Consider the following 20,064-nt stretch of genomic DNA (forward strand, 5'->3'; position numbering starts at 1 on the left):
ATGCATGCACCTCTGCCACCGTCGGACTGGATACGGCGCTGGTCGCACCTCGTGCGCCCCGGCGGCACGGTGCTGGACGTGGCCTGCGGCACGGGCCGGCATCTGCGCTGGTTTCATGAAAGAAATCACTTCGTCACCGGCGTGGATATTGCGCAAGCAGCTATTGATTCCATATCCGAGCTGGGTGAGGCAATCTGCGCCGACATCGAAAACGGCCCCTGGCCGCTGACGGGGCGCACCTTCGACGCGGTCGTCGTCACCAACTACCTGTGGCGTGCGCTGTTGCCGAAGATCGTCGCCAGCGTCGCACCCGGCGGCGTGTTGCTGTACGAAACCTTCGCCGCGGGCAACGAAACCGTGGGCAAGCCCGGGCGGGCGGACTTTCTGCTGCAGCCCGGCGAGCTGCTCGGCGCCTGCGCCGGGCTGCGCGTGGTGGCCTATGAGGACGGCTTTCTGACCGAGCCCGAGCGCTTCGTGCAGCGCATCGCGGCGGTACGCGCGCCGCTTGAGGCGCCCCGCGCGCCACGGCGCCTGCCACTCTGACTGCCATAGAATGCCCTTTTGCGGTTTTCACGCACGGATATGACCTCCCGCAGTTACCTCTTCACCGGCAGCACGGTCGCCCTCGTCACCCCCATGCACGAGGACGGCAGCGTCGACTACCCCACCCTGCGCAAGCTGATCGACTGGCACATCCAGGAAGGCAGCGACTGCCTGAGCGTGGTCGGCACCACCGGGGAATCGCCCACCGTCAACGTCGAGGAGCACTGCGAGATCATCCGCGTGACGGTGCAGCAGTCCGCCGGGCGCGTGCCGGTGCTGGCCGGCTGCGGCGCCAATTCCACGCGGGAGGCGATCGAGCTGGCGCGCTTTGCCAAGAAGGTCGGCGCGCACAGCCAGCTGCAGGTGGTGCCCTACTACAACAAGCCCACGCAAGAGGGCCAGTACCAGCACTTCAAGGCCATCGCCGAAGCCACGGGCGACCTGCCCATGGTGCTGTACAACGTGCCCGGCCGCTCGATGGCGGACCTGCAGCACGACACCGTGCTGCGCCTGGCGCAGATCCCCGGCATCGTCGGCATCAAGGAAGCCACCGGCGACATCGCGCGCGCGCAGTGGCTGATCCGCGACGTGCCCGAGGGCTTTGCCGTGTACTCGGGCGACGACCCCACCGCCGTGGCGCTGATGCTCTGCGGCGGCCAGGGCAACATCAGCGTCACCGCCAACGTCGCGCCGCGCCTGATGCACGAGCTGTGCGTGGCCGCCATCGCCGGCGATGCGCGCAGCGCCATGCAGATCCAGCGCCAGCTCATGCCGCTGCACAAGCAGCTGTTCATCGAGGCCAACCCCATTCCCGTCAAGTGGGCGATGGCGCGCATGGGCCTGTGCGCCAGCGCCATGCGCCTGCCGATGACGCCGCTGGCCAGCCAGAACGAAGCCGCCGTGCTGGGCGCCCTGCGCGCCAGCGGGCTGCTCAAGTAACCCACCCACCGCAACACGAAAGACCTCCGCGTGAACACGACCCTACGCCTGAGCCTGCTGGGCCTCGCCGTCGCGCTCTCGGCCTGCTCCGTCCTCGAGAGCGACAAGATCGACTACAAGAGCGCCACCACCGGTTCCACCCTGGAGGTGCCGCCCGACCTCACGCAACTGTCCACCGACACCCGCTACGTCGTGCCGGGCAAGGCCGCCTCCGCCGCCGCCTACGAGGCCGGGCGCGCGCAGCAGGCGCAGGCCGGCGTCAACGCCGCGCCCAAGGACATAGGCGACGTGCGCATCGAGCGCGACGGCAACGAACGCTGGCTGGTGGTGGCGCGCTCGCCCAACCAGCTCTGGGATCCGGTGCGCGACTTCTGGCTGGAGCACGGCTTCGTGCTCTCGATCGACCAGCCGCAACTGGGCATCATGGAAACCGACTGGGCGGAAAACCGCGCCAAGATCCCGCAGGACGTGATCCGCCGCACCATAGGCAAGCTGTTCGATTCGCTCTACTCCACCGGCGAGCGCGACAAGTTCCGCACCCGGCTGGAGCGCCGCGCCGACGGCGGCACCGACATCTACATCACCCACAAGGGCATGGCCGAGGTCTACACCAATACCCAGAAGGACAACACCATCTGGCAGCCGCGCCCGGCCGACCCCGAGCTGGAGACCGAATTCCTGCGCCGCCTGATGGTCAAGCTCGGCGTCTCCGAAGAGCAGGCCAGGGCCGAGGCCGCCGCCGCGCCCGCCGTGGCCGCACCCGCCGCCGCGCGCCTGGCGCAGGCCAACGGCACGCAGGTGATCGAGCTCGATGAAGACTTCGACCGCGCCTGGCGCCACGTCGGCCTGTCGCTGGACCGCACCGGCTTCACCGTGGAAGACCGCGACCGCAGCCAGGGCACCTACTTCGTGCGCTACGTGCCGCCGACCGAAAAGAAGGAGCCGGGCTTCTTCAGCCGGCTGTTCGGCGCGTCGGCCAGCGCCGCGGCGCCGGAAAAATACCGCATCGTGGTGCGCAGCAACGCCCGGCACAGCACGGTCTCCGTCCTCGGCGCGGACGGCAGCGCCGAAAGCCAGGCCAACGTCGAGCGCATGCTGCGCATCCTGGTCGAAGACATGAAGTAGCGCGTCAGCGCCCCCAGAGACAAAAGCCCCGGCCTGCACAGGCCGGGGCTTTTTCATTTCACCATGACCCGTCCTGCCAGAGGTTGACACCTTTCCCCACCTGGAAAGGAAAGTCTCATGGAATCAAGGCGCAAGCGCACGCAGCGGGACTACACGCTGGCTTTTAAGCTGTCAGTAGTCGAGCAGGTAGAAAAAGGCGAGCTGACATACAAGCAGGCCGCCCAGGACAAGTACGGCATCCAGGGTCGCTCCACGGTCCTGGCGTGGCTGCGCAAGCATGATGTACGTCGCCAAGTTCGAGGAAGCTGTCTACGTCCTGCACTGCTTCCAGAAGAAGACCCGGGCGACCAGCCAACGGGACAAGGACATTGCCACGGCGCGCTACCGCGCCGTGGTCAACGCGAGAAAGGCCAAGCCATGAAGATCGACACCGAAATCCGCCATGTCACGAAGCCGGGCGCGAACCTGTTCCTGGAGTTGGGTTTCCCGGCTGACGAAGCCAGACGGCTACAGGAGGCGTCGCGCCAGCAGATCAACGACACGCGGTTGCTCAAGGAACAACTGATGTCGGAGCTGGCCGAGTGGATCGCGCAGCATCACCTGAAGCAGGCCGAGGCTGCGGAAATCCTGATGGTTTCGCGTCCACGCGTGTCCGATGTGGTGAACAAGAAGACGGCGAAGTTCACCATCGACACGCTGGTGGAAATGCTCAGTCGGGTCGGCAAGACGGTTCGACTGGCGGTTGGCTGACACAAGTGGGCAATGCGCTGGAAGCAGGCATCGGTAGCCTCCCGCACATGCTGGAGGCGTTCATCGCCGGCGACCGAGGATTCAGGAAAGGAGCGGCACCCAGGGCCGCGCCACCGAAACAGCCCTGACGATGGGGACGCATCCGCTGTCACCCACGACGAAAGCGCAGCCCACGGGCTGCGCCTTCGCTTTGAGAGGTGGATTGCGACAAGTCGGGGGCCATGACGACCATGCGATCTTGCCCGCCGTGAAGGCCGGCTCAGTTGCCGTTGCCGGTCGCCGAGGTCGCGGCCTTGTCGGCCGCTTCCTTGGCCGCCCGGGCAGCATCGCTCGCCGCTTCCCTGGTGGCGTCGGCGGCGTCGCGTGCCGCGTCGGCGGTGGCGTGCGCGGCAACCTTGCTCTTCTCTACCGCCGCATGGCCGGCAGCCTTGGCCGCGTCACCGGCCGCCGAAGCGGCCTGGGCAGCCGCATCCGCCGCGTCCCTGGCCGCGTCCTTGGCCGCATCCACCGCGGCGTCGGAGCTGGACGGGGCCGGTGCCACGGCGGGCGCAGCCGGAGCCGGTGCGGGGGCGGGTTCCTGTTTGTCCCCACAGGCGACCAGCGCGCCAGCAGCCACGAGCGAAGCCAATACGACGGAATATTTCATGATCGATCTCCCAAAAGAGGCAGGTAATTGCTTGCCCCGCCCGCGGCATTTCCTGCTGCCGCGGGGCGGGTTTCATGCGCTGCCAAAACGGCCATAGCACAAGACGAACCCATTGTAGTGAGCCACGTCAATCCATATTTACCCGAATGCAAATCAAAGTTACAAACCCAGGACCGAGGACGCAAAGCCCGGCGTGGAGCGATTGAGCAGCCATTCATCGAGCTGCTCGCGCAGCAGGACGAGGCGCTCGGGCTCACGCGTGGCCACACCCTGGCTGCGCACCGGGTCGATGCGGTGCATGGCCCAGGCCCTGGTCCAGCACAAACTGGGCAAATCCTGTGCCTGCGCCGCCCTGGCCTTGCGCGCCGTGACCAGGTGCTCCCAGCGCACGCGCCACTGCACGAAGCGCGGGTGCAGCCGCAGCACCGCGTCGTAGTGGCCCGCCAGCAGCACCAGGCGCCGCCGGCCGCCGGCCCAGGCCTGCAGGCTCTCCACCACGGCGCGCTCGCCCAGAGGCCAGTCGGCAAAGTCGGCATCGCACAGCAGCAGCTCGGGCCAGCCTTCGGCAGCGGCCTGATGCAGGGCGTCGCGCACCAACTGGCGGAAAGCCTCGCGCCCATCAAAGCGGCCGGTGGCCAGGCTGTCGGCGGGAATCTGCTCCATGTTCGGCCTCCTCGGGTGCGCGGCGCCCTCGCTGCTGCGACAATTCTGCGCCATGGACATCAATGAACACTGCGTGGTCGCCCTCACCTGGGTCTTGCAGGACACGCTGGGCGAAGAGCTGGACGTGCTGCACGAGCCTGCCGAATTCCTCGTCGGCGGCGACGACCTGCTCGCACGCATCGAGCAGGCCCTGCAGGGCCACGGACCCGGCGCAGAACTGGCGCTGCACCTGGAGCCCGAGGAAGCCTTCGGCGACTACGACGAGAAGCTGCTCTTTCTGGAGCCGCGCGCAGCCTTCGCGCCCGGGATCGAAGAAGGCATGCTGATCGAGGCGGCCAGCCTGCCCGCCGACCTCGCCACGCGGCTGCCTGCAGAGCACCTGTACACCGTCGCCCAGATCTACCCCGAGCACGTGGTGCTCGACGGCAACCATCCGCTGGCCGGCATGGCGCTGCGCATCCGGCTCAAGGTGCACGCGGTGCGCGCAGCCAGCGCCGAAGAAACCGAGCGGCGCAGTGCCGGCACCGGCTTCTTCAAGCTGCAAGACTGAGCACCGGCGCGCTCACAGGCGCGAGATCTGCCCCTGGTAGTAGCGCACGCGGTCGCCGCGGCGCAGGTCACCCACGCCGGGCACCTCGAACACCTGCTGGCTGCCGTCGTCAAAGCGCACCGTCACGTAGTAGCGCCCGCTGCTGCCGCGGTTGGCCTGCCCCTCGATCGCGTTGCCGGCCACCGCGCCGCCGATCACGCCGGCTATCGTCGCCAACGCGCGGCCCGAGCCGCCACCGACTTGGTTGCCAAGCACCCCGCCCACCACACCGCCGGCCACGGCGCCCGCGCCGCTGGTGCCGCGGTCGACACGCTCGGACTCGATGCCGAGCACCGTGCCATAGCGCGTGCCACGGGGGTCGGACTGGTAGTGCTGCACCTGGGCGGCCTGGCCGCGATAGTGCGGCGCATTGCCGTATTCCCTGGGCTGGTTGCCGGCGCAGCCGGCCAGCACACCCGCCGCCAGCACAGCCAGCACCGTCGCGCCGTGTCGAAAAACCTGTTTCATCTTTGAATCCTTTCTTGCAAATTGGCACCCTGGGCGGGGCCGACCTATTGCCGACCGGTGGAGCCGTAACCACTGCGACCCCGGTCGGAGGCCACAAATTCCTCAACCTCGCGAAACTGCGCCTGCACCACCGGCACGATCACCAGTTGCGCAAGCCGCTCCATGGGCTGCATGGTGAAGGCCGTCGCCGAGCGGTTCCAGCAGCTGACCATCAGCTCGCCCTGGTAATCGCTGTCGATCAGGCCCACCAGATTGCCCAGCACGATGCCGTGCTTGTGGCCCAGTCCGGAGCGGGGCAAGATCAGTGCCGCAAAGCCCGGGTCCTTCAAATGGATGGCCATGCCCGTGGGCACCAGCTCCCACTGTCCGGGCACCAGCTCCAGCGGCTGCTCCAGGCAGGCGCGCAAGTCCAGCCCCGCGCTGCCCGCCGTGGCGTAGCCCGGCATCTGGCTGCGCAGGCGCTCATCGAGAATCTTCAGATCGACCAGCATCGGCCCCTCTTCACCTTCCTGCGCCGCGGCGCCTCAACGCCCACGCCCCTTGGCGCGGATGGCCGCCGACACCAGCCAGGCCAGTGCGAACACCACCGCCGCCGGCAGCGCCACGGGTGCGAACGTCGTCACCAGCGCCACCACCACGCCGATCAGCACCACCCTGAAAACCAGCGCCGGCCAAACCGGCGGGACTGCCAGCGGGCGCGCCGCCTTGCCGCGCGGCGCCGCGCCCGCATCCCTGCCCTGCGCCCGCCGCGGCGCATCGGTGCGCGCCGCACGCCGGCCAGCCGACGCAGGAGCGGCCGTGGCGCCGGGCGCGGCTACCGACGCCCCCGGCACGCTCGCGCTCAGCCGCTCCACGTAGCGGGCGAAATCGCCGTCGGGCGGCCCTTCGGCACCTGGCAGGCTCATGGCATGTCCTCTCGCGGCAAGCCCGCGCGTGCTGCGCCCAGGCGGCGCGCCAGCTCGGCCACCAGTTGGCGCGCCAGAGCGTGCTTGCTGGCCCGCGGCAGCTCCTGCACACCGGCCTCATCGACCAGCAGCAGGGCGTTGTCGTCCTGCCCGAAGGTGGCCGGGCCGATATTGCCCACCAGCAGCGGCACGCCCTTGCGCTGGCGCTTGGCACGCGCATGTTCCAGCAGGTTCTCGCTCTCGGCGGCAAAGCCCACGCAGTAGAGCGCTCCCTCCTGCGCGCGGCGGCTGGCCGCCACCGTCGCGAGGATGTCCGGGTTCTCGATGAAGCCCAGCTGGGGCAGCTGCCCCGTGCCGTCCTTCTTGATCTTGTGCGCGGCGACGGCCGCCGGACGCCAGTCCGCCACCGCCGCCGTGGCGATGAAGACGCTGGCGTGGGGCACGCACTGCTCCACTGCGCCCAGCATGTCCTGCGCCGACTCCACGTCCAGGCGCTGCACGCCGCGCGGCGTCGCCAGCGCCACCGGCCCGGCCACCAGCGTCACCTGCGCGCCGGCTTCGCGCGCCGCCCGGGCCAGCGCAAAACCCATCTTGCCGCTGGAGCGGTTGGTGATGCCGCGCACCGGGTCGATCGCCTCGAAGGTCGGGCCGGCGGTGATCAAGACCTGTTCGCCCGCCAGCAGCCTGGGGCTGAAGAAGGCCTGCAGCTCTTCCACGATTTCAGCCGGCTCCAGCATGCGCCCGTCGCCGGTCTCGCCGCAGGCCTGCGAGCCGCAGCCCACGCCCAGCGACACCGCGCCGTCCGCCACCACCTGCGCCAGGTTGCGCTGCGTGGCCGGGTGCAGCCACATCTCGCGGTTCATCGCCGGGGCCAGCAGCAGCGGCACGCGCTGCAGCGGCCGCGCCACGCACAGCAGGCTCAGCAGCTCGTCGCAGCGCCCCTGCGCCAGCCGCGCGATGAAGTCCGCGCTGCAAGGGGCAATCACGATGGCGTGCGCGTCGCGGCTCAGGTTGATGTGCGCCATCGCATTGGGCTCGCGCGCATCCCACTGGGAGGTGTACACCGCCCGCCCGCTGAGCGCCTGCAGCGTGGTCGCGGTGATGAAGTGCTCGGCCGCCTCCGTCATCACCACCTGCACCGTGCAGCCCGCCTTGCCCAGCAGGCGCACCAGCTCCGCCGCCTTGTAGCAGGCCACGCCGCCCGACAGGCCCAGCACGATGTGTTTTCCGGATAAAGGGGTCATGCGGGCAATTTAGCAGAATGCGCCGGCGCGGCGCTGGTCTGCGAGGTGTCGTGTCCAGGCTATGCAGGCGCTGGCTGCGCAAAGAGCCGGTTGACGATCCTCACGACCCCGCCGCGCACCTTCCGCCCCCATTCAGGCAAGGTAGTCGTTTATACTTGTATAAACACCGTTCCCTTGTTGATCCCGCGTTGGAGGCCCACATGACCGAAGTCCTGCTCGATATCAAATACTGGGGCAACAGCCTGGGCGTGCGCCTTCCCGCCAAGGTGGCCCGTGCAGCCCGCCTGAATGCCGAGCAGCGCGTGCGCATGCTGGTGGAGAACGGGCGCGTGGTCATCGAGCCGGTGCGGGATGCGCAACCTACCCTGGGTGAACGCCTGGCCCGCTTTGATGCCCAACGCCACGGTGGCGAAGCCATGCCTGACGCCGGTCGGCTGGGCGCCGAGCAGTGGTAAGCCGCACCCAGAAAACCTGGGTGCCAGACCGGCAGGACATCATTTGGATCGACTGCAACCCCCAGGCCGGTCACGAAATGCGCGACATCCACCCCTTTGTCGTGCTTTCTCCCCGCGCCTTCAATGACCGCACCTCGCTGGTGCTGGGCCTGCCCATGACCACCGCCGCCTACAACGCGGACAACCCCTTTGCCGTGGCCGCAGGCACAGCCAGTGGGCGCAAGGCCGGTGCTACCAGCTACGTGTTGTGCCACCAACCCAAATCGTTCGACTGGCGGGCGCGCGGCGCCACGCCCCATCCCATGCGCCGGGCCACTCCAGAAGTCTTTTCGCAGGTGTGCCTGATACTGAACCAGATCGTGCAGCTGGCCTGATTCGAATCCCCCCGCCAACACCGATCTGCCTTTTTGGCCAAGGCGCCTGAGCGCGCAACGGCCGTTACCTGATGGCGATTCGCAATTCTGGCTGTTCACCCTGTACGACAAGGACGAAATGGCTGACCTGAGCCCCGACGAGAAAAAGGTGCTCAAGAACATGCTGAAAACCGAACTGGAGGCACGTCGATGAAAAAACGGAACCTGTTTGCAGAGCTGACCGAAGGCTTCGAGGCCCTTTCGGGCGAGCGCCAAGGCAAGCAAACGCTACGCACGCACGAGGTCCAGGTGAAGGCCGCGCCCGATGTCACAGCTGAATCGCCCCGGTTTCCGAGGAGGCTCAAATCTTTGAGAGGATTGAGCCATGAACAATGCAACGAAGTTTTCCGCAGAGGTGCGCGAACGCGCAGTGCGGATGGTGCAGGAGGGACGGGGCGAGTATCCCTCCCTGTGGAAGGCCGTGGCGGCGATTGCCCCCAAGATCGGCTGCACGCCCACAACCTTGCTGAGCTGGGTCAAGCGCGCCCAGGTTGATGGCGGGCAGCGGCCCGGCGTCACCACGCACGAGCGCGATGAGATCAAGGCGCTGCAGCGTGAGGTCAAGGAGTTGCGGCGCGCCAACGAAATACTGCGCCTTGCCAGTGCTTTTTTCGCCCAGGCGGAGCTCGACCGCAAATTCAAGTGAACGCGTTCATCGACAGGCACCGCGAAGTGCATGGGGTCGAGCCGATCTGCAGGACGTTGCAGGTCGCCCCGTCGGCGTACTGGCGTCACGCTGCTTGTCAGCGCGATCCTGAACTGCGTAGCGAGCGAGCCAAACGCGATGAGGTGCTGGCCGTAGAGATTGAGCGTGTGTACAACGCCAACTGGCAGGTCTATGGCGTGCGCAAGCTCTGGCACCAGTTGCAGCGTGAGGGTATTGCCGTGGCTCGCTGTACCGTGGCTCGGCTGATGAAGCACCTGGGCATCGAAGGCGCACGCCGTGGCAGGCGCGTGCGCACCACTATGGCCGATGCCGCCCAGCCGTGCCCGCTCGATCGGGTCAATCGCAACTTCACCGCCGAGCGACCCAACCAGCTATGGGTGGTCGACTTCACGTACGTGTCCACCTGGCAGGGATGGCTGTACGTGGCCTTCGTCACCGACGTCTTTGCCCGCCGTATCGTGGGCTGGCAGACAAGCACGTGCATGAACACCGATTTCGTGCTGGACGCCCTGGAGCAGGCATTGCACGCGCGTCAGCCGGACAAGGGCGCGCTCACGCATCACGGGGACAGAGGCTCACAGTATCTGTCCTGGCGCTACAGCGAGCGCCTGGTCGACGCTGGCGTTGCCGCCTCGGTGGGCTCCGTGGGTGACGCCTACGACAACGCCTTGGCCGAGACGATCAATGGCCTGTACAAGACCGAGGTGATCAAGCGACTGGGGCCGTGGAGATCTCGTGAGCAACTGGAGCTGGCCACACTGCGCTGGGTCCACTGGTTCAACACCGAACGACTGCTTGAACCCATCGGTAACATTCCACCAGTAGAAGCTGAAGCAAAATACTTCAGTAACTTGGCAATCAAACACGCTTCGGAAGAGGCGGCCACTTTAACCACGTAGCCTCCTCGAAACCTGGGGCGATTCACAGCCGCCGAGTTGCTTGCGCTGCGTGAGCGCCTGCACTTGTCGCGCCCCGTATTCGCAAGCTACCTGCGCACCAATCCCCGCACCCTGGAGAACTGGGAGCAAGGCCGGGCCAAACCCAACGCTCAGGCAGCGCTGCTGATCCGGTTGGTCGAGAAGTTTCCCGATACCGTGCAGCGGCTGGCGCTTGTCTGAACGACACCACGGCCCAAAGTGCCAGCGCATCGTCCGGTAAAACCGATCCAAGCGAAAGAGTTCGCAGCCTTGATCGGCGTCCGCCGCGCCGTTACCCCGTGGGGCAGGAAATCCGACAAACGAGCAAGGCTGGTGCGGGCATAAGCCGCCGTCGTGGTCGCAACCTTCGCCCCCATCTTCGACCTGCTCTGAGTTTCCGAATTCAAAGGGCACTCAAGCCAAGCACCCTGCACTGTCCGTAGCTTGTCTGCAGATCACTCACGGTGGCTGGTCGAATTAGCGTTCAAGCATTAATATGTCAAATATTTTTGACATATTCCCATTGCCTGACCATGAACCTGACTGAGATTGGACGTGCCGTGAGCGCCCGACGCGCCAAGCTGGGCCTGACCCAAGCGCAACTGGCACACCTGAGCGGCCTGTCGCGCCAGACCGTGGTGGGGCTTGAAAACGGCACCTTGAGCGATCTAGGCATCAACCGCGTGGGACAGATCATGGCAGTGCTGGGGCTCGATAGCTCCAAACCGGACACGCAGGCACGACGCAAAAAACGCGGCTTGTGGATGGCGGCCAAGACGGCGAGCGTCAGCTATGCACATGAGCTTGCCCCCGAGGTACTGGAGCAGGCGCTGGCCAGTGGCGATGTGCCGCCTTCGTTCGCCCCACACCTGACCCATCTGCTGGATGAGGCCCCCGTGCCCACCGTCGTGATGGCGGTAGAGGAGGCAGCTGCGCATGCGCATCTGCCGCCTCGGCAGGTCTGGCGCAACGTCGCAAAACTCGCGCGGTCGCTGTCCGTTCACCGTCGGGCGCTGTGGGCATGAACGCCAATGTGCTGCCCAGCGGCGCTTGGGAAAGCCTGTTCCCACGTGCCTTGGCCTTGATCGACGAGATCAGCAAGTACGGCGGCATGGCAGACCCGTTCTGGACCTTGGGCGGTGGAACCGTGTTGATGTTCCGCTACCGCCACCGGATGAGCAAGGACATCGACATCTTCGTGCCCGATCCGCAATACTTGGGTTTTGTCACCCCACGGCTGAGCGATACGGCGGCGGATATGACCGAGGACTACACCGAACAGCCAGGCATGTTCGTCAAGCTCCTGTTCGAAGAGGGCGAGGTGACAGTTTGTGGCAACGTAAGCAAGCCCCGCCCGGCATCGAGGCCTCGATGGCAACCGCCCCTCACCGCATCCTGCACATCACCCGCAAGCTGCCCCCCTTGGTTGGCGGCATGGAGCGCCTGAACTGGCATATTGCCGACGAACTCTCGCGTTCCGCGCAAGTGCACCTGATCGGCCCGCAAGGCAGCGCCGCCTTGCGCCCCGCCGCCGTGCCGGTGACGGAGGTGCCGCTGCGGCCCCTGCCCCGCTTTCTGCCGCGCGGGCTGGACCTGCGAGGCCATCGCGGCCGACCAGGGCCTGTAGCGCACCGGCGTGTTTGACATCTGGAGGCGCCATGACGAGGGCGGCGCCAAGACCCTGGCCGACAAGCCCTGCGGACGGCCCGTGGGCGTGCTGCGCGCCCTGAGCGAAGAGCAGGAGCGCGACATCCGCCGAGTGCTCAGCCTCCGCAAACCGAGGCAGGCCACCAAGCCATCCCACAGACTGAAGATGTGCCACGGAATCGTCAAATTGCATAGCTGTCTGCGCTCACCAGCAAACGATTTCAGATAGGTTTATATTTTAAATCCTTACCAGACAACCGCTAACAGCTCACTTTTTTGATTTACGACTTGGGCTGCAACTCGAACACGCCATCAGCGACCAAGTCGCTCTCAGAACGCATCCACCGGCGCATATCCGACCAGCTTGAGGTCTGCATCCAGCAACGCGACCCACTCTTTCACCTTGCTGCTGGTCAGCGGAGGTAGAGCAGATTTGCCGGCTCGGCGCCCGCGGATTGGGCGGCATCATGCAGGGTCTGTGCGTCTTGCAGGCGGCGGGCGATCAGCTCCGGCAAGGGCTTGGCGCGTGCCTTGATCGCCGCGCTCTGTGCTTCCCACGGCGTCCACCAGCTGGCGCGCATGGCCGCGGAAATGCCTGGAAGCCCTGGTTCATGCCTTTTGGCAGCTCCAAAAAAAAGAGCGCCATTCGGCGCTCTCTTTAAAATTTAATTTAATTAAATTTTGCAACTCGTAGGAAGATAACGCGCATCGACCGTAGTAGCATCAGCACCAGCAGCCGTGACGCCGCCAGGAGCCGCAGCCGTCCCACAAATCCAAGAAATATTTCCGGCCGCATCAACACCTGGACGAATTGTCAAGACCTTGGTCGCTATTTTTGCGTTAGCCTTGTTCCCATACGTAACGTTCATCGCCCCATTCAGGACAGCAATTTGGCTAATGTAGTTTCCTTTGTTATCCGTAGCAGCAGAGCCGGCACAAGTAGCACCAGTTGCTCCGCAAAGAGCTTCGGCGTTATCCGCAGGCCAAGTGCCTTTTGCTGCATAAAAATCAGCAATAGCCGCTTTCATCCCACCGGTCAATGAAGGACCTTCTGCCACTTGGGCACGAATCGTGTAATCCTGATACGCCGGCAACGCCACCGCAGCCAAGATACCAATGATCGCCACAACGATCATCAATTCGATCAAGGTAAAACCTTGCTGGACTTTCTTCATGGTCTTCATAAGACTATCCCTCACAAAAGTTGAAACAGGAGACACTCCGCTGGGTGCGTCGCCGCACGCCCTGTTGGCAAGCACTTACCGTGCCAGGCCAAACCAGCCGGCATGCGCATCATAGGGCAGGCGCGGGCGGCGGCGATTGGTACAAACGTCAAGTTTTGTACGCCGCGCCGCCGCTTTGTCGCAACAAGGGGGTGTCGCGCCCTCGCGTGTCGCGAAATTTTGGCGACAATGGGTCTTCCGCCCCGCCTTGGGCTGCCCTGGTCTTGTGCATGCACCCTTCCCTTACCTTCCCCTGCGCGGTCAGCCAGAACACGGCCGCGGCGCTGACCGGGCGCAGCGTGCGCACCTGGCAGCGCCGCGTGGAGCAGGGGCTGGTGGAGCGCCTGGGCGAAGGCCGCACGCTGGTGCCCTTCGATGCGCTGGTGCCAGAGCTGGCGGTGGCCATTGCCCCGGCCGACCTGCCGCTGCTGGCGCGTGCCGACGGGGGCGACGCCACCGCCCAGGCGGAGCTGGGCGCGCTGCTGGCGCTGGAGGCGCTGGCGGGCGCGGCCGGCACGCACGCGCAGGCAGACAGGGGCCGCAGCGCCGGCGCGGCGGCGGCGCTGTACTTTCTGCAGGCCGGCGCCGACCAAGGCAGCGCGGACGCGATGCATTGGCTGGCGCTGCTGCATGCGGCGGGGCTGGCTGGCGGGGGCAACGGTCACGAGGGCGACGGCGGCAAGGCGCTGGCGCTGATGTGGCTGGCGCGCGCGGCGGCACATGGGCACGTGATTGCGCGGGCGCAGTTGGCGGGCTTGGTGCCGGGAGACGGGGTGTTGAAGGCGTGATCAGCCCGGCCCGGTGAAATTGAAATGGGCGGTGGCGGGTGGTGGCGCTTGCCCCCACCCCTGCCCTCCCCCAAAGGGGGAGGGAGAAGGCCCGGCGGAATTTCGCGGCGGGGGCCTCTTTGCAAGGCGGCGCACATCAAATTCGCAGGCACTCATGCCGAGTACGACCGAATTGACGCCCATACCGTGGAGATCAAACCATGAGCCAGCACACCTTGCATCCCATTCGCACCGAGGACGATTACCGGGCAGCGTTGAAAACGGCGGAAAGTTTCTTCGATGCCCCTGATGAATGTGATCCCGCCAGTGAAGAAGGTGCCTGGTTCGAGGCGCTCCTCACCCTCATTGAAGCTTGGGAACGCAAGCACTACCCGCTGAAGCCGCTGGACCCCGTTGATGCGATCAAATTCCACATGGACCAGGCAGGCCTGACGGTGGCCGACATGGCACCCTGGATCGGCCCGCGCCACCGGGTCTATGAGATTTTGGGGGGCAAGCGCCCGCTCACGCTGCACATGATTCGCAGGCTTTTGGCGCTGGGCATTCCCGCCCAGACACTGGTGGGCAAGCCGGAGCCTGCGATGGGTTGAATGGGCAAGGGCATGCCGACTGCTGCAAGAGCAAACTGCGTGCACCGGATTGTTTTACCGAATACCGGTAAACGTGATAGAGTACTCTCCATTCATGCCCATTGTTTCCTTCAGGTGCCCAGACACTCAGCGCTTGTTCACCAGCGGCAAGACACGGCGTTTTTCCAGCTTCCAGTCTGTGGCAGAGCGCAAGCTGGCACAACTGGATGCCGCCGTGACACTGGATTTTTTGCGCAGTCCGCCAGGCAATCGCCTTGAGCTGCTGACGGGCGACCGCCAAGGGCAGCACAGCATCCGCATCAACGGCCAGTGGCGCGTGTGCTTTGTCTGGACGGACAAAGGGCCCATGAATGTGGAAATCGTCGACTATCACTGACGACAACGCCAGCCAGGAGAAAGACATGGTCAAAAACGGCATGCGCCCCATCCACCCGGGCGAAATATTGCGTGAGGACTACCTCAAACCTCTGCAGCTCAGCGCCAATGCGCTGGCCGGGCAACTGCACGTACCTGCATCGCGCATCAACGACATCGTGCTGGGGCGCCGGGGCATTACCGCCGATACGGCCTTGCGCCTGTGCCGCTTTTTTGGGGGTGACGCACGGTCATGGCTCAATCTGCAAACGGCTTACGATTTGCGCGTGGCCGAGCTTGACGGGGCAGTGCAACAGGCCGTGCAGACGGTGCACCCCATGCTGCATCCGACCTGAATATCGTTGATGCCAGGCATTCGCCCGCAGGCACTGGCAGGCAAGCCGAAGCCTGCGATGGGTTGAATGGGCAAGAAAGGGTGCGTGAGCAGTTGGCGGGGTTGATGCCGAGGGGGAACGCCAGACAACACGGCCGACAGGCAGCAGCAGGCCAACGCGAACTTCGGCTATCGCACCTCGGCCAGCAGGTTGGGGTGCTTGTCCAGCAAGCGCATCAGCAGCACGGTGGACTTGTGTGGCTGGGTCTTGCCGCGTTCATATTCGCTGAAAGCCGATACACCGCCGCCAAACAGACGTCCCGCCTCGGCTTGCGACAAGCCCAGTTTTTTGCGCGCGGCGCGCAGCGCCAGGGCTTGCCGTTGCCTGGCCTCCTGGCCAGCGGCCTCCACGGCCGCGCTCATGCGGGCGGCGCTGTCGCCCTGCAAGTCGTATTCGATTTCGCCGCAGGCCGGGCAATGCCAGCCAGTGACGCCCTTCACGGAATAGGGCACGCCCATGATCTCGCCATGCACGTCCTTGGTGGTGTGCACCAGGGCCGTGCCGTCGTCGCATTGCAGGCAGTACCGGTTCTTTGCGTCGGGGGTCATGTCAAAGCTCCTTGAACTGGAGCACCACCGCGCCATCCGCGCGAAAGGTGACTTTGATGTAGGCCATGCAGCCATTGGGACAAGGTGCGTGGTACACGTCTTGCCACAGGGTATGGTCGGCATGGGTCGTCATGCTTTTGTAGAACATGCGCCGCTCCAAACCAAGCACTACGGCCAATGTCTGCGCCTGCAATGGGCTGAATGGGCAAGAGAAGGTGCAATTTCCTTCAAAGCACCGCTTCCAGCCCCTTGCGCTCGATGATGTCCAGCAATTTTTGCGACGGTCCGCTGGGGCGCTTGTCGCCCACTTCCCATTTGCGGACGGTGGACGTGCTGGTGTTCAATACGCTGGCCAGCACGGCCTGGCTCAGGCGCAGCCGTTCACGCAGCGCCTTGACCTTGGCGGCATCGTAGTCTTGCACCGGCTTCAGACACAGCACGTCGTACTTCTGCATCTTGCGCTTGTCGATGAAGCCCAGACGGTACAGATCGTGTGCGCCTTCATGCACGGCTTCCATGATGCGGCTCTTGGCCTTGGGTGTGGTCATTGGCAGATCTCCTGCAAAGTGCCGCCAGCAGCGGCGTCATCCAATTGCGCGTCCATGCGCTCCAATCAGTCTGCAGCGTAGTCCTTCAATGCTTGCAGTTCATCATCGCTGATGTTGTCGCGCTCGTTCTTCTCGAAGCCGAATACGAAAAACCAGCGACTGCCCTTGTTGGTGGCAAGCAGCGTGCGCACACCGCCGCGCTTGCCGCGCCCAGCCAGTCCGACGCGCTTCTTCACCACGCCGCCGCCAAGGTCGGCATCGATCAGGCCAGCAGCCATCTCCTGAACGGCCTTGCACAAGGCGGCATCGGCAAGCTCCGTCTTGCGCATCCATCGCTGGAAATAACGGGTCTTGAATACGCGCTCCATGGGTTGAGATTATGCCACCAAGTGGCATAGATTACTTCCCGCCATTCCCCCGATGACTGGCCCGATCACTCGCGCCGGGCAAAGGGGCGTGCTGACGATGTACCGAGGCCAGCTCGATACCCCATCCATCTGAATGGCTCCAGCATCTGACGCAGGGCACCCATTCGTCATCACGCCCCTTTGCCCGACGAAGTGCATCACGCTTGCGCAGCTGCTGTTCGGCATCCAGGCGCTCACGGCCAGCCGACGCAAGGACATGCTGGACCGCGCCCTGAACGAATTGCTGGAACTCTTCAAGGAGCGGGTGCTGCCCTTTGATGCAGATGCCGCGCGCCACTACGCCGACCTGGCCGTGACGGCCGGAAATGGCGGGCGCGGCTTTCCGACGCCAGACGGCTACGTCGCGGCCATTGCGGCGTCGCGGGGTTTCATCGTGGCTTCACGCGACGCTGCGCCCTACGACGCGGCTGGTGTCACTGTCATCAACCCCTGGACAGGCGCATGGAGCCAGGGTGATTGCCGGCCCCTCACCCAGCCTCTCCCCACAGGGGAGAGGAGCCGACAGAGCGACCGCTGGCAAGCTTCAGTCCGAGGTGTGGGGGCGAAAGATGAAAAGTGCTTTCAAAGGCACCCTGAAAAGATCATTCAAACGCACAATCAAGATTTGGACTTACACCAGCAAGGCAATTCATGGCACACAAGATACTCGCACCGATGGCCGCCAGCGTCACCGAGCTCAAGCGCGACCCCATGGGTACGGTGCTTGCCGCCGAGGGGAGTGCCGTGGCTATTCTGAATCGCAATGAACCGGCGTTCTATTGCGTGCCTGCCAAGGCATTTGAGGCCTTGATGGAGAAGCTGGAAGATCTGGAGCTCAACGCCATTGCCAACGCACGCGCTGACGACAAGGAAGTGGCGGTGACTCTGGATGCCCTTTGAACTGCGCTTCAAGCGGCTTGCGCTGGACGAATGGCAGCGGCTGGATGGGTCGGTTCGCGCCCAATTCAAGAAAGAGCTTGCAGAGCGCCTGCAACATCCGCGAATGCCGTCGGCCAAATTGTCAGGGCATGCCGACCGCTACAAGATCAAGCTGCGTGCGCTGGGCTACCGCTTGGTTTATGAGGTGCGGGATACGGAGCTGGTAGTGGTAGTCATCGCAGTGGGCAAGCGTGACGGCAATGCGGTTTATGCCGTGGCGGCGGGGCGTTAGAGCAAGGCTGCAAGCCCCTCACCCAGCCTCTCCCCAAAGGGGAGAGGAGCCGGCAGGGCGGCCGCTGGCAGGCTTCAGGCTGACCGAAGGTGAGATAAATGGATGGCGGGCGGTGCGATAAATCCGGGATTTGATGGCAGGTCGTGGCACATGGTGGGCGGGATCGTGCAACGCTCTTGCAGCTACGGTAAATGCAGAATGTGGCGGGATTGTGCCTTCAGTCGGGCAGCAACCAGTCCTGCAAGATGTCGATGACGGCCTGTTCGTCGGCGGGGGCGAGGTGGCCGGATTCGGGGTCTTGGAAGATCAGGCCGCGGCGGGGCATCTTCCAGGTGCCGAATTCGTGGAAGGTGGCGTAGTGCTGGGCGAAGCCGACCCGCACGCTGGTGGCGTCGGCGTCCCAGTTGAGGTGGCCGAGCATGTCGCCATACCGGTCGAGGATGCGGCCGGTGCCGGGCTTGCCCATCGCCTCGGCGGCCGGGGTGCCCGGGTAGGGGTAGCTCTCACGCGTGGATTCGGCCCACTGTGCCCATTTGCGGCCGTCGGGGTCAGTCTCGGTCTTGAAGCGGGCGCGGATGCGGTTCTCCATTTCCTGGCCGATGGCCTGCATGGCTTCGGTGAGGTCGCCCAAGCGGGCCTGCAGGTCGGCCAGGTACTGGCGAAAGCCGCTGTCTTCTACGTCGATGGTCAGCATGGGCGCTCTTCCCTACAATGGGAACCGCACACAGGGAGCGAAAGCGGCTGGCGCCTGGGCCGATAGCCGCCTGAAAACTGACCCCGATGTCCAGTCAGTCGCGGGAGCTTGATCCCCTGTGTGCACTCCAACATCACTCCGCCTGGTAGATCAAATCACCGATCCGTAGGGCGTTCATCTTGCCCCTTTCGCGGTTGATGATGTTCCACACTACATCACCGTTCGGCAGCTCTCGGACGATCACCAAGATGTCGTATTTTGCCCCCTTGAACAGCTTGATGTAACGCTTGCGCAGCGTGCCATCGTCGTAGGCGGTGCGCCAGATTTCATCGGGGCGCATCAGCGTGGGCAGCACGAAGTCAGCGTAGCGCTCGCGTGCGTCCAGGCGCTTTTCAACAACGTGGCGCAGCAGCTCGTCCATCAGGATCACGTCGCCCGCCGGGGTGCGCACGCTGCGGGCGGCGCCCACCGGCACGCCCAGCGTGGCGCGCAGTTGCGACACGGCTTCGTCGATCGATTCGGCACGTGCCAGCAGCTCGGGCGCCTGCATGCGCGGCTGCAGCTCGCGCAGGTCGGGCAGCTCCAGCGTCTTCCAGGTCGGCTGGTCGGGCTTCTCGCGTGCGACCTGGGGCGGCTGCAGCCCCTCTTTGAGCGCAGCGGCGGCCAGATTGGCCGCGGCGGCCTTGAGCTTGGCCTGCTCGACGGCCGCCAGCGCCTGCTGGCGCGCTATGCCTGCGTTGTAGCCAAAGCCCGGGTCCACACCGGCGGGCGTCTGCGTGATCTCGCCGGTGCGCCGGTTGATGTGGGCGATGGTCTCGAACGGGGGCGCGGTGGTGTTCAGCGGCGAACCATCGGGCGCGCGGCCCGCGGCGTATTCGCGCCGGTTCATGGACACCACCCGGCAGCGGCAGCGCCAGCCGTTGGGCGGCCAGTGCATTAGCCAGAACGCATCATCGACGGGCAGCGTCAGGTTGTGCCAGGCGCGGTGCGCGGGGCGCACGCGATCATCGTCCTTGGTGATGTAGCGCAGGAACGGGTGGGTTTTCCGGGTGGCCTGCATCAGGCGGTGGTGCGCGGGCAGAAAACGCGGATTCTGGGTGCGATTTTTTCCTGCATGGTGCGCGCCGTCACACGCATGTCGTACTCTGTCTGCAGGTTCATCCAGAAGCACGGCTCCATGTCAAAGAACAAGCCCAGTCGCAAGGCGGTATCGGCAGTGATCGGGCGACGGCCGTGCACCAGTTCGCTGATCCTGCTGGGTGAGACGTCAATATCCGCCGCAAGCTGGCGGGCGGTGATGCCCATGGGCAGCATGTATTCCTCCAGCAGGATTTCGCCAGGGTGGATTTCATCGAGCAGTTCGGTCATTTTCATC

Annotated in this window: 32 protein-coding genes, 3 pseudogenes and 1 other annotated feature; of the genes and pseudogenes, 20 read left to right on the top strand and 15 right to left on the bottom strand. The window is 65.1% G+C overall.

Features of this window, described 5'->3' with window-relative positions:
- The 6 genes and pseudogenes from FOZ74_RS01335 to FOZ74_RS16205 form a co-directional block, all read left to right on the top strand.
- Positions 1-543 carry a class I SAM-dependent methyltransferase gene (locus tag FOZ74_RS01335; RefSeq protein ID WP_186764629.1) on the top strand — a complete coding sequence of 181 codons (543 nt, stop codon included), beginning with the start codon at positions 1-3 and terminating at the stop codon, positions 541-543.
- Between the two features lie 39 nt (positions 544-582).
- Positions 583-1,482 carry a 4-hydroxy-tetrahydrodipicolinate synthase gene (dapA, locus tag FOZ74_RS01340; protein WP_146911311.1) on the top strand — a complete coding sequence of 300 codons (900 nt, stop codon included), beginning with the start codon at positions 583-585 and terminating at the stop codon, positions 1,480-1,482.
- Between the two features lie 30 nt (positions 1,483-1,512).
- A complete protein-coding gene (bamC, locus tag FOZ74_RS01345) occupies positions 1,513-2,607 on the top strand; it encodes an NlpB/DapX family lipoprotein (protein ID WP_146911313.1) in 1,095 nt (364 codons plus the stop codon).
- A 117-nt stretch (positions 2,608-2,724) separates the two neighbouring features.
- Positions 2,725-2,886, top strand: a pseudogene (locus FOZ74_RS01350) (IS3 family transposase); the annotation flags it as partial.
- Positions 2,887-3,024: 138 nt separating this feature from the next.
- On the top strand, positions 3,025-3,357 hold the full coding sequence (locus FOZ74_RS01360) for a helix-turn-helix domain-containing protein (RefSeq protein ID WP_146914029.1): 333 nt from the start codon (positions 3,025-3,027) through the stop codon (positions 3,355-3,357).
- Between the two features lie 38 nt (positions 3,358-3,395).
- Positions 3,396-3,485, top strand: a pseudogene (locus tag FOZ74_RS16205) (DUF2274 domain-containing protein); the annotation flags it as partial.
- 131 nt (positions 3,486-3,616) lie between these two features.
- Here the strand turns inward: FOZ74_RS16205 and FOZ74_RS16010 are convergent.
- Entirely contained in the window at positions 3,617-4,003 is a 387-nt protein-coding gene (locus FOZ74_RS16010; RefSeq protein ID WP_186764630.1) for a hypothetical protein, read from the bottom strand.
- Positions 4,004-4,162: 159 nt separating this feature from the next.
- A complete protein-coding gene (locus tag FOZ74_RS01380) occupies positions 4,163-4,666 on the bottom strand; it encodes a hypothetical protein (RefSeq protein ID WP_146911318.1) in 504 nt (167 codons plus the stop codon).
- 52 nt (positions 4,667-4,718) lie between these two features.
- Between FOZ74_RS01380 and FOZ74_RS01385 the strand changes: the two genes are divergently transcribed.
- A complete protein-coding gene (locus tag FOZ74_RS01385) occupies positions 4,719-5,216 on the top strand; it encodes an FKBP-type peptidyl-prolyl cis-trans isomerase (protein ID WP_146911320.1) in 498 nt (165 codons plus the stop codon).
- Between the two features lie 12 nt (positions 5,217-5,228).
- Here the strand turns inward: FOZ74_RS01385 and FOZ74_RS01390 are convergent, their stop codons facing one another.
- Genes FOZ74_RS01390 through coaBC form a run of 4 tightly spaced genes read right to left on the bottom strand, consistent with a single transcriptional unit; the run spans position 5,229 to position 7,872 of the window.
- A complete protein-coding gene (locus tag FOZ74_RS01390) occupies positions 5,229-5,723 on the bottom strand; it encodes a glycine zipper 2TM domain-containing protein (RefSeq protein WP_146911321.1) in 495 nt (164 codons plus the stop codon).
- 44 nt (positions 5,724-5,767) lie between these two features.
- Positions 5,768-6,214 (bottom strand): dUTP diphosphatase, encoded by a 447-nt coding sequence (gene dut, locus FOZ74_RS01395; RefSeq protein ID WP_146911323.1) that lies wholly within the window; start codon positions 6,212-6,214, stop codon positions 5,768-5,770.
- 33 nt (positions 6,215-6,247) lie between these two features.
- Complete coding sequence (locus FOZ74_RS01400) at positions 6,248-6,628, bottom strand: hypothetical protein (RefSeq protein ID WP_146911325.1); 381 nt, start codon at positions 6,626-6,628, stop codon at positions 6,248-6,250.
- Entirely contained in the window at positions 6,625-7,872 is a 1,248-nt protein-coding gene (coaBC, locus tag FOZ74_RS01405) for a bifunctional phosphopantothenoylcysteine decarboxylase/phosphopantothenate--cysteine ligase CoaBC (RefSeq protein ID WP_146911326.1), read from the bottom strand. The genes FOZ74_RS01400 and coaBC overlap by 4 nt, the downstream gene beginning before the upstream one ends.
- A 200-nt stretch (positions 7,873-8,072) precedes the next feature.
- On the opposite strand from coaBC, the gene FOZ74_RS01410 reads away from it, so the two are divergent.
- From FOZ74_RS01410 to FOZ74_RS01440, 6 genes are all read left to right on the top strand, one after another.
- Positions 8,073-8,327, top strand: coding sequence for an AbrB/MazE/SpoVT family DNA-binding domain-containing protein (locus FOZ74_RS01410; RefSeq protein ID WP_146911328.1), 255 nt, complete (start codon positions 8,073-8,075; stop codon positions 8,325-8,327).
- Between the two features lie 77 nt (positions 8,328-8,404).
- Positions 8,405-8,701 carry a type II toxin-antitoxin system PemK/MazF family toxin gene (locus tag FOZ74_RS01415; protein WP_255437723.1) on the top strand — a complete coding sequence of 99 codons (297 nt, stop codon included), beginning with the start codon at positions 8,405-8,407 and terminating at the stop codon, positions 8,699-8,701.
- A gap of 364 nt (positions 8,702-9,065) precedes the next feature.
- A protein-coding gene (locus FOZ74_RS01425; RefSeq protein WP_432417468.1) for an IS3 family transposase occupies positions 9,066-10,306 on the top strand; the annotation gives its coding sequence in 2 pieces (ribosomal slippage) (positions 9,066-9,357 and positions 9,357-10,306; 1,242 coding nt in all).
- Positions 9,344-9,457: a sequence feature (AL1L pseudoknot), on the top strand. It overlaps the preceding gene by 114 nt.
- Before the next feature lie 36 nt (positions 10,307-10,342).
- The gene (locus tag FOZ74_RS01430; protein WP_255437724.1) at positions 10,343-10,525 is read left to right on the top strand and encodes a helix-turn-helix domain-containing protein; all 183 of its coding nucleotides are present in this window, start codon (positions 10,343-10,345) and stop codon (positions 10,523-10,525) included.
- 332 nt (positions 10,526-10,857) lie between these two features.
- On the top strand, positions 10,858-11,349 hold the full coding sequence (locus FOZ74_RS01435) for a helix-turn-helix domain-containing protein (protein WP_146911335.1): 492 nt from the start codon (positions 10,858-10,860) through the stop codon (positions 11,347-11,349).
- Positions 11,346-11,771 (top strand): nucleotidyl transferase AbiEii/AbiGii toxin family protein, encoded by a 426-nt coding sequence (locus FOZ74_RS01440; protein ID WP_146911336.1) that lies wholly within the window; start codon positions 11,346-11,348, stop codon positions 11,769-11,771. The genes FOZ74_RS01435 and FOZ74_RS01440 overlap by 4 nt, the downstream gene beginning before the upstream one ends.
- A 613-nt stretch (positions 11,772-12,384) precedes the next feature.
- Here FOZ74_RS01440 and FOZ74_RS16015 read toward each other — a convergent pair.
- On the bottom strand, positions 12,385-12,552 hold the full coding sequence (locus tag FOZ74_RS16015; protein ID WP_186764631.1) for a hypothetical protein: 168 nt from the start codon (positions 12,550-12,552) through the stop codon (positions 12,385-12,387).
- 93 nt (positions 12,553-12,645) lie between these two features.
- Positions 12,646-13,155, bottom strand: a complete 510-nt coding sequence (locus tag FOZ74_RS01450) for a pilin (RefSeq protein WP_284698426.1) — start codon at positions 13,153-13,155, stop codon at positions 12,646-12,648.
- A 269-nt stretch (positions 13,156-13,424) separates the two neighbouring features.
- Between FOZ74_RS01450 and FOZ74_RS01455 the strand changes: the two genes are divergently transcribed.
- The 4 genes from FOZ74_RS01455 (at position 13,425) to FOZ74_RS01470 (ending at position 15,282) form a co-directional block, all read left to right on the top strand.
- The gene (locus tag FOZ74_RS01455; RefSeq protein ID WP_146911340.1) at positions 13,425-13,982 is read left to right on the top strand and encodes a hypothetical protein; all 558 of its coding nucleotides are present in this window, start codon (positions 13,425-13,427) and stop codon (positions 13,980-13,982) included.
- Between the two features lie 200 nt (positions 13,983-14,182).
- Positions 14,183-14,572: a helix-turn-helix domain-containing protein gene (locus FOZ74_RS01460; RefSeq protein WP_146911342.1), complete on the top strand. Its 390-nt coding sequence runs from the start codon at positions 14,183-14,185 to the stop codon at positions 14,570-14,572.
- A gap of 94 nt (positions 14,573-14,666) precedes the next feature.
- A complete protein-coding gene (locus FOZ74_RS01465) occupies positions 14,667-14,948 on the top strand; it encodes a type II toxin-antitoxin system RelE/ParE family toxin (protein ID WP_146911344.1) in 282 nt (93 codons plus the stop codon).
- Positions 14,949-14,973: 25 nt separating this feature from the next.
- Positions 14,974-15,282, top strand: coding sequence for a HigA family addiction module antitoxin (locus tag FOZ74_RS01470; RefSeq protein ID WP_146911346.1), 309 nt, complete (start codon positions 14,974-14,976; stop codon positions 15,280-15,282).
- A 167-nt stretch (positions 15,283-15,449) separates the two neighbouring features.
- On the opposite strand, the gene FOZ74_RS01475 is transcribed toward FOZ74_RS01470, so the two are convergent.
- From FOZ74_RS01475 to FOZ74_RS01490, 4 genes are all read right to left on the bottom strand, one after another.
- Positions 15,450-15,869 (bottom strand): type II toxin-antitoxin system MqsA family antitoxin, encoded by a 420-nt coding sequence (locus FOZ74_RS01475; protein ID WP_146911347.1) that lies wholly within the window; start codon positions 15,867-15,869, stop codon positions 15,450-15,452.
- A 1-nt stretch (position 15,870) separates the two neighbouring features.
- Complete coding sequence (locus tag FOZ74_RS01480) at positions 15,871-16,017, bottom strand: type II toxin-antitoxin system MqsR family toxin (protein ID WP_146911348.1); 147 nt, start codon at positions 16,015-16,017, stop codon at positions 15,871-15,873.
- A gap of 79 nt (positions 16,018-16,096) precedes the next feature.
- Positions 16,097-16,417, bottom strand: a complete 321-nt coding sequence (locus tag FOZ74_RS01485) for a helix-turn-helix domain-containing protein (RefSeq protein ID WP_146911350.1) — start codon at positions 16,415-16,417, stop codon at positions 16,097-16,099.
- A gap of 65 nt (positions 16,418-16,482) precedes the next feature.
- Positions 16,483-16,785, bottom strand: coding sequence for a type II toxin-antitoxin system RelE/ParE family toxin (locus FOZ74_RS01490; protein WP_255437727.1), 303 nt, complete (start codon positions 16,783-16,785; stop codon positions 16,483-16,485).
- A 133-nt stretch (positions 16,786-16,918) separates the two neighbouring features.
- On the opposite strand from FOZ74_RS01490, the pseudogene FOZ74_RS16215 reads away from it, so the two are divergent.
- From FOZ74_RS16215 to FOZ74_RS01505, 3 genes and pseudogenes are all read left to right on the top strand, one after another.
- A pseudogene (locus tag FOZ74_RS16215) lies at positions 16,919-17,278 on the top strand (PIN domain-containing protein); the annotation flags it as partial.
- Positions 17,279-17,475: 197 nt separating this feature from the next.
- Positions 17,476-17,724 carry a type II toxin-antitoxin system Phd/YefM family antitoxin gene (locus tag FOZ74_RS01500; protein ID WP_146911352.1) on the top strand — a complete coding sequence of 83 codons (249 nt, stop codon included), beginning with the start codon at positions 17,476-17,478 and terminating at the stop codon, positions 17,722-17,724.
- On the top strand, positions 17,714-17,995 hold the full coding sequence (locus tag FOZ74_RS01505) for a type II toxin-antitoxin system RelE family toxin (protein WP_146911353.1): 282 nt from the start codon (positions 17,714-17,716) through the stop codon (positions 17,993-17,995). The genes FOZ74_RS01500 and FOZ74_RS01505 overlap by 11 nt, the downstream gene beginning before the upstream one ends.
- Before the next feature lie 217 nt (positions 17,996-18,212).
- On the opposite strand, the gene FOZ74_RS01510 is transcribed toward FOZ74_RS01505, so the two are convergent.
- The 3 genes from FOZ74_RS01510 to FOZ74_RS01520 form a co-directional block, all read right to left on the bottom strand.
- The gene (locus FOZ74_RS01510; protein ID WP_146911355.1) at positions 18,213-18,689 is read right to left on the bottom strand and encodes a phage virion morphogenesis protein; all 477 of its coding nucleotides are present in this window, start codon (positions 18,687-18,689) and stop codon (positions 18,213-18,215) included.
- Between the two features lie 133 nt (positions 18,690-18,822).
- Positions 18,823-19,749, bottom strand: coding sequence for a PBECR2 nuclease fold domain-containing protein (locus FOZ74_RS01515; protein ID WP_146911357.1), 927 nt, complete (start codon positions 19,747-19,749; stop codon positions 18,823-18,825).
- Positions 19,749-20,057: a HigA family addiction module antitoxin gene (locus tag FOZ74_RS01520; protein ID WP_146911358.1), complete on the bottom strand. Its 309-nt coding sequence runs from the start codon at positions 20,055-20,057 to the stop codon at positions 19,749-19,751. The genes FOZ74_RS01515 and FOZ74_RS01520 overlap by 1 nt, the downstream gene beginning before the upstream one ends.
- Positions 20,058-20,064 lie beyond the last annotated feature (7 nt).

Origin of the sequence: Comamonas flocculans (assembly GCF_007954405.1) — a bacterium.
Classification (GTDB): domain Bacteria; phylum Pseudomonadota; class Gammaproteobacteria; order Burkholderiales; family Burkholderiaceae_C; genus Comamonas_C; species Comamonas_C flocculans.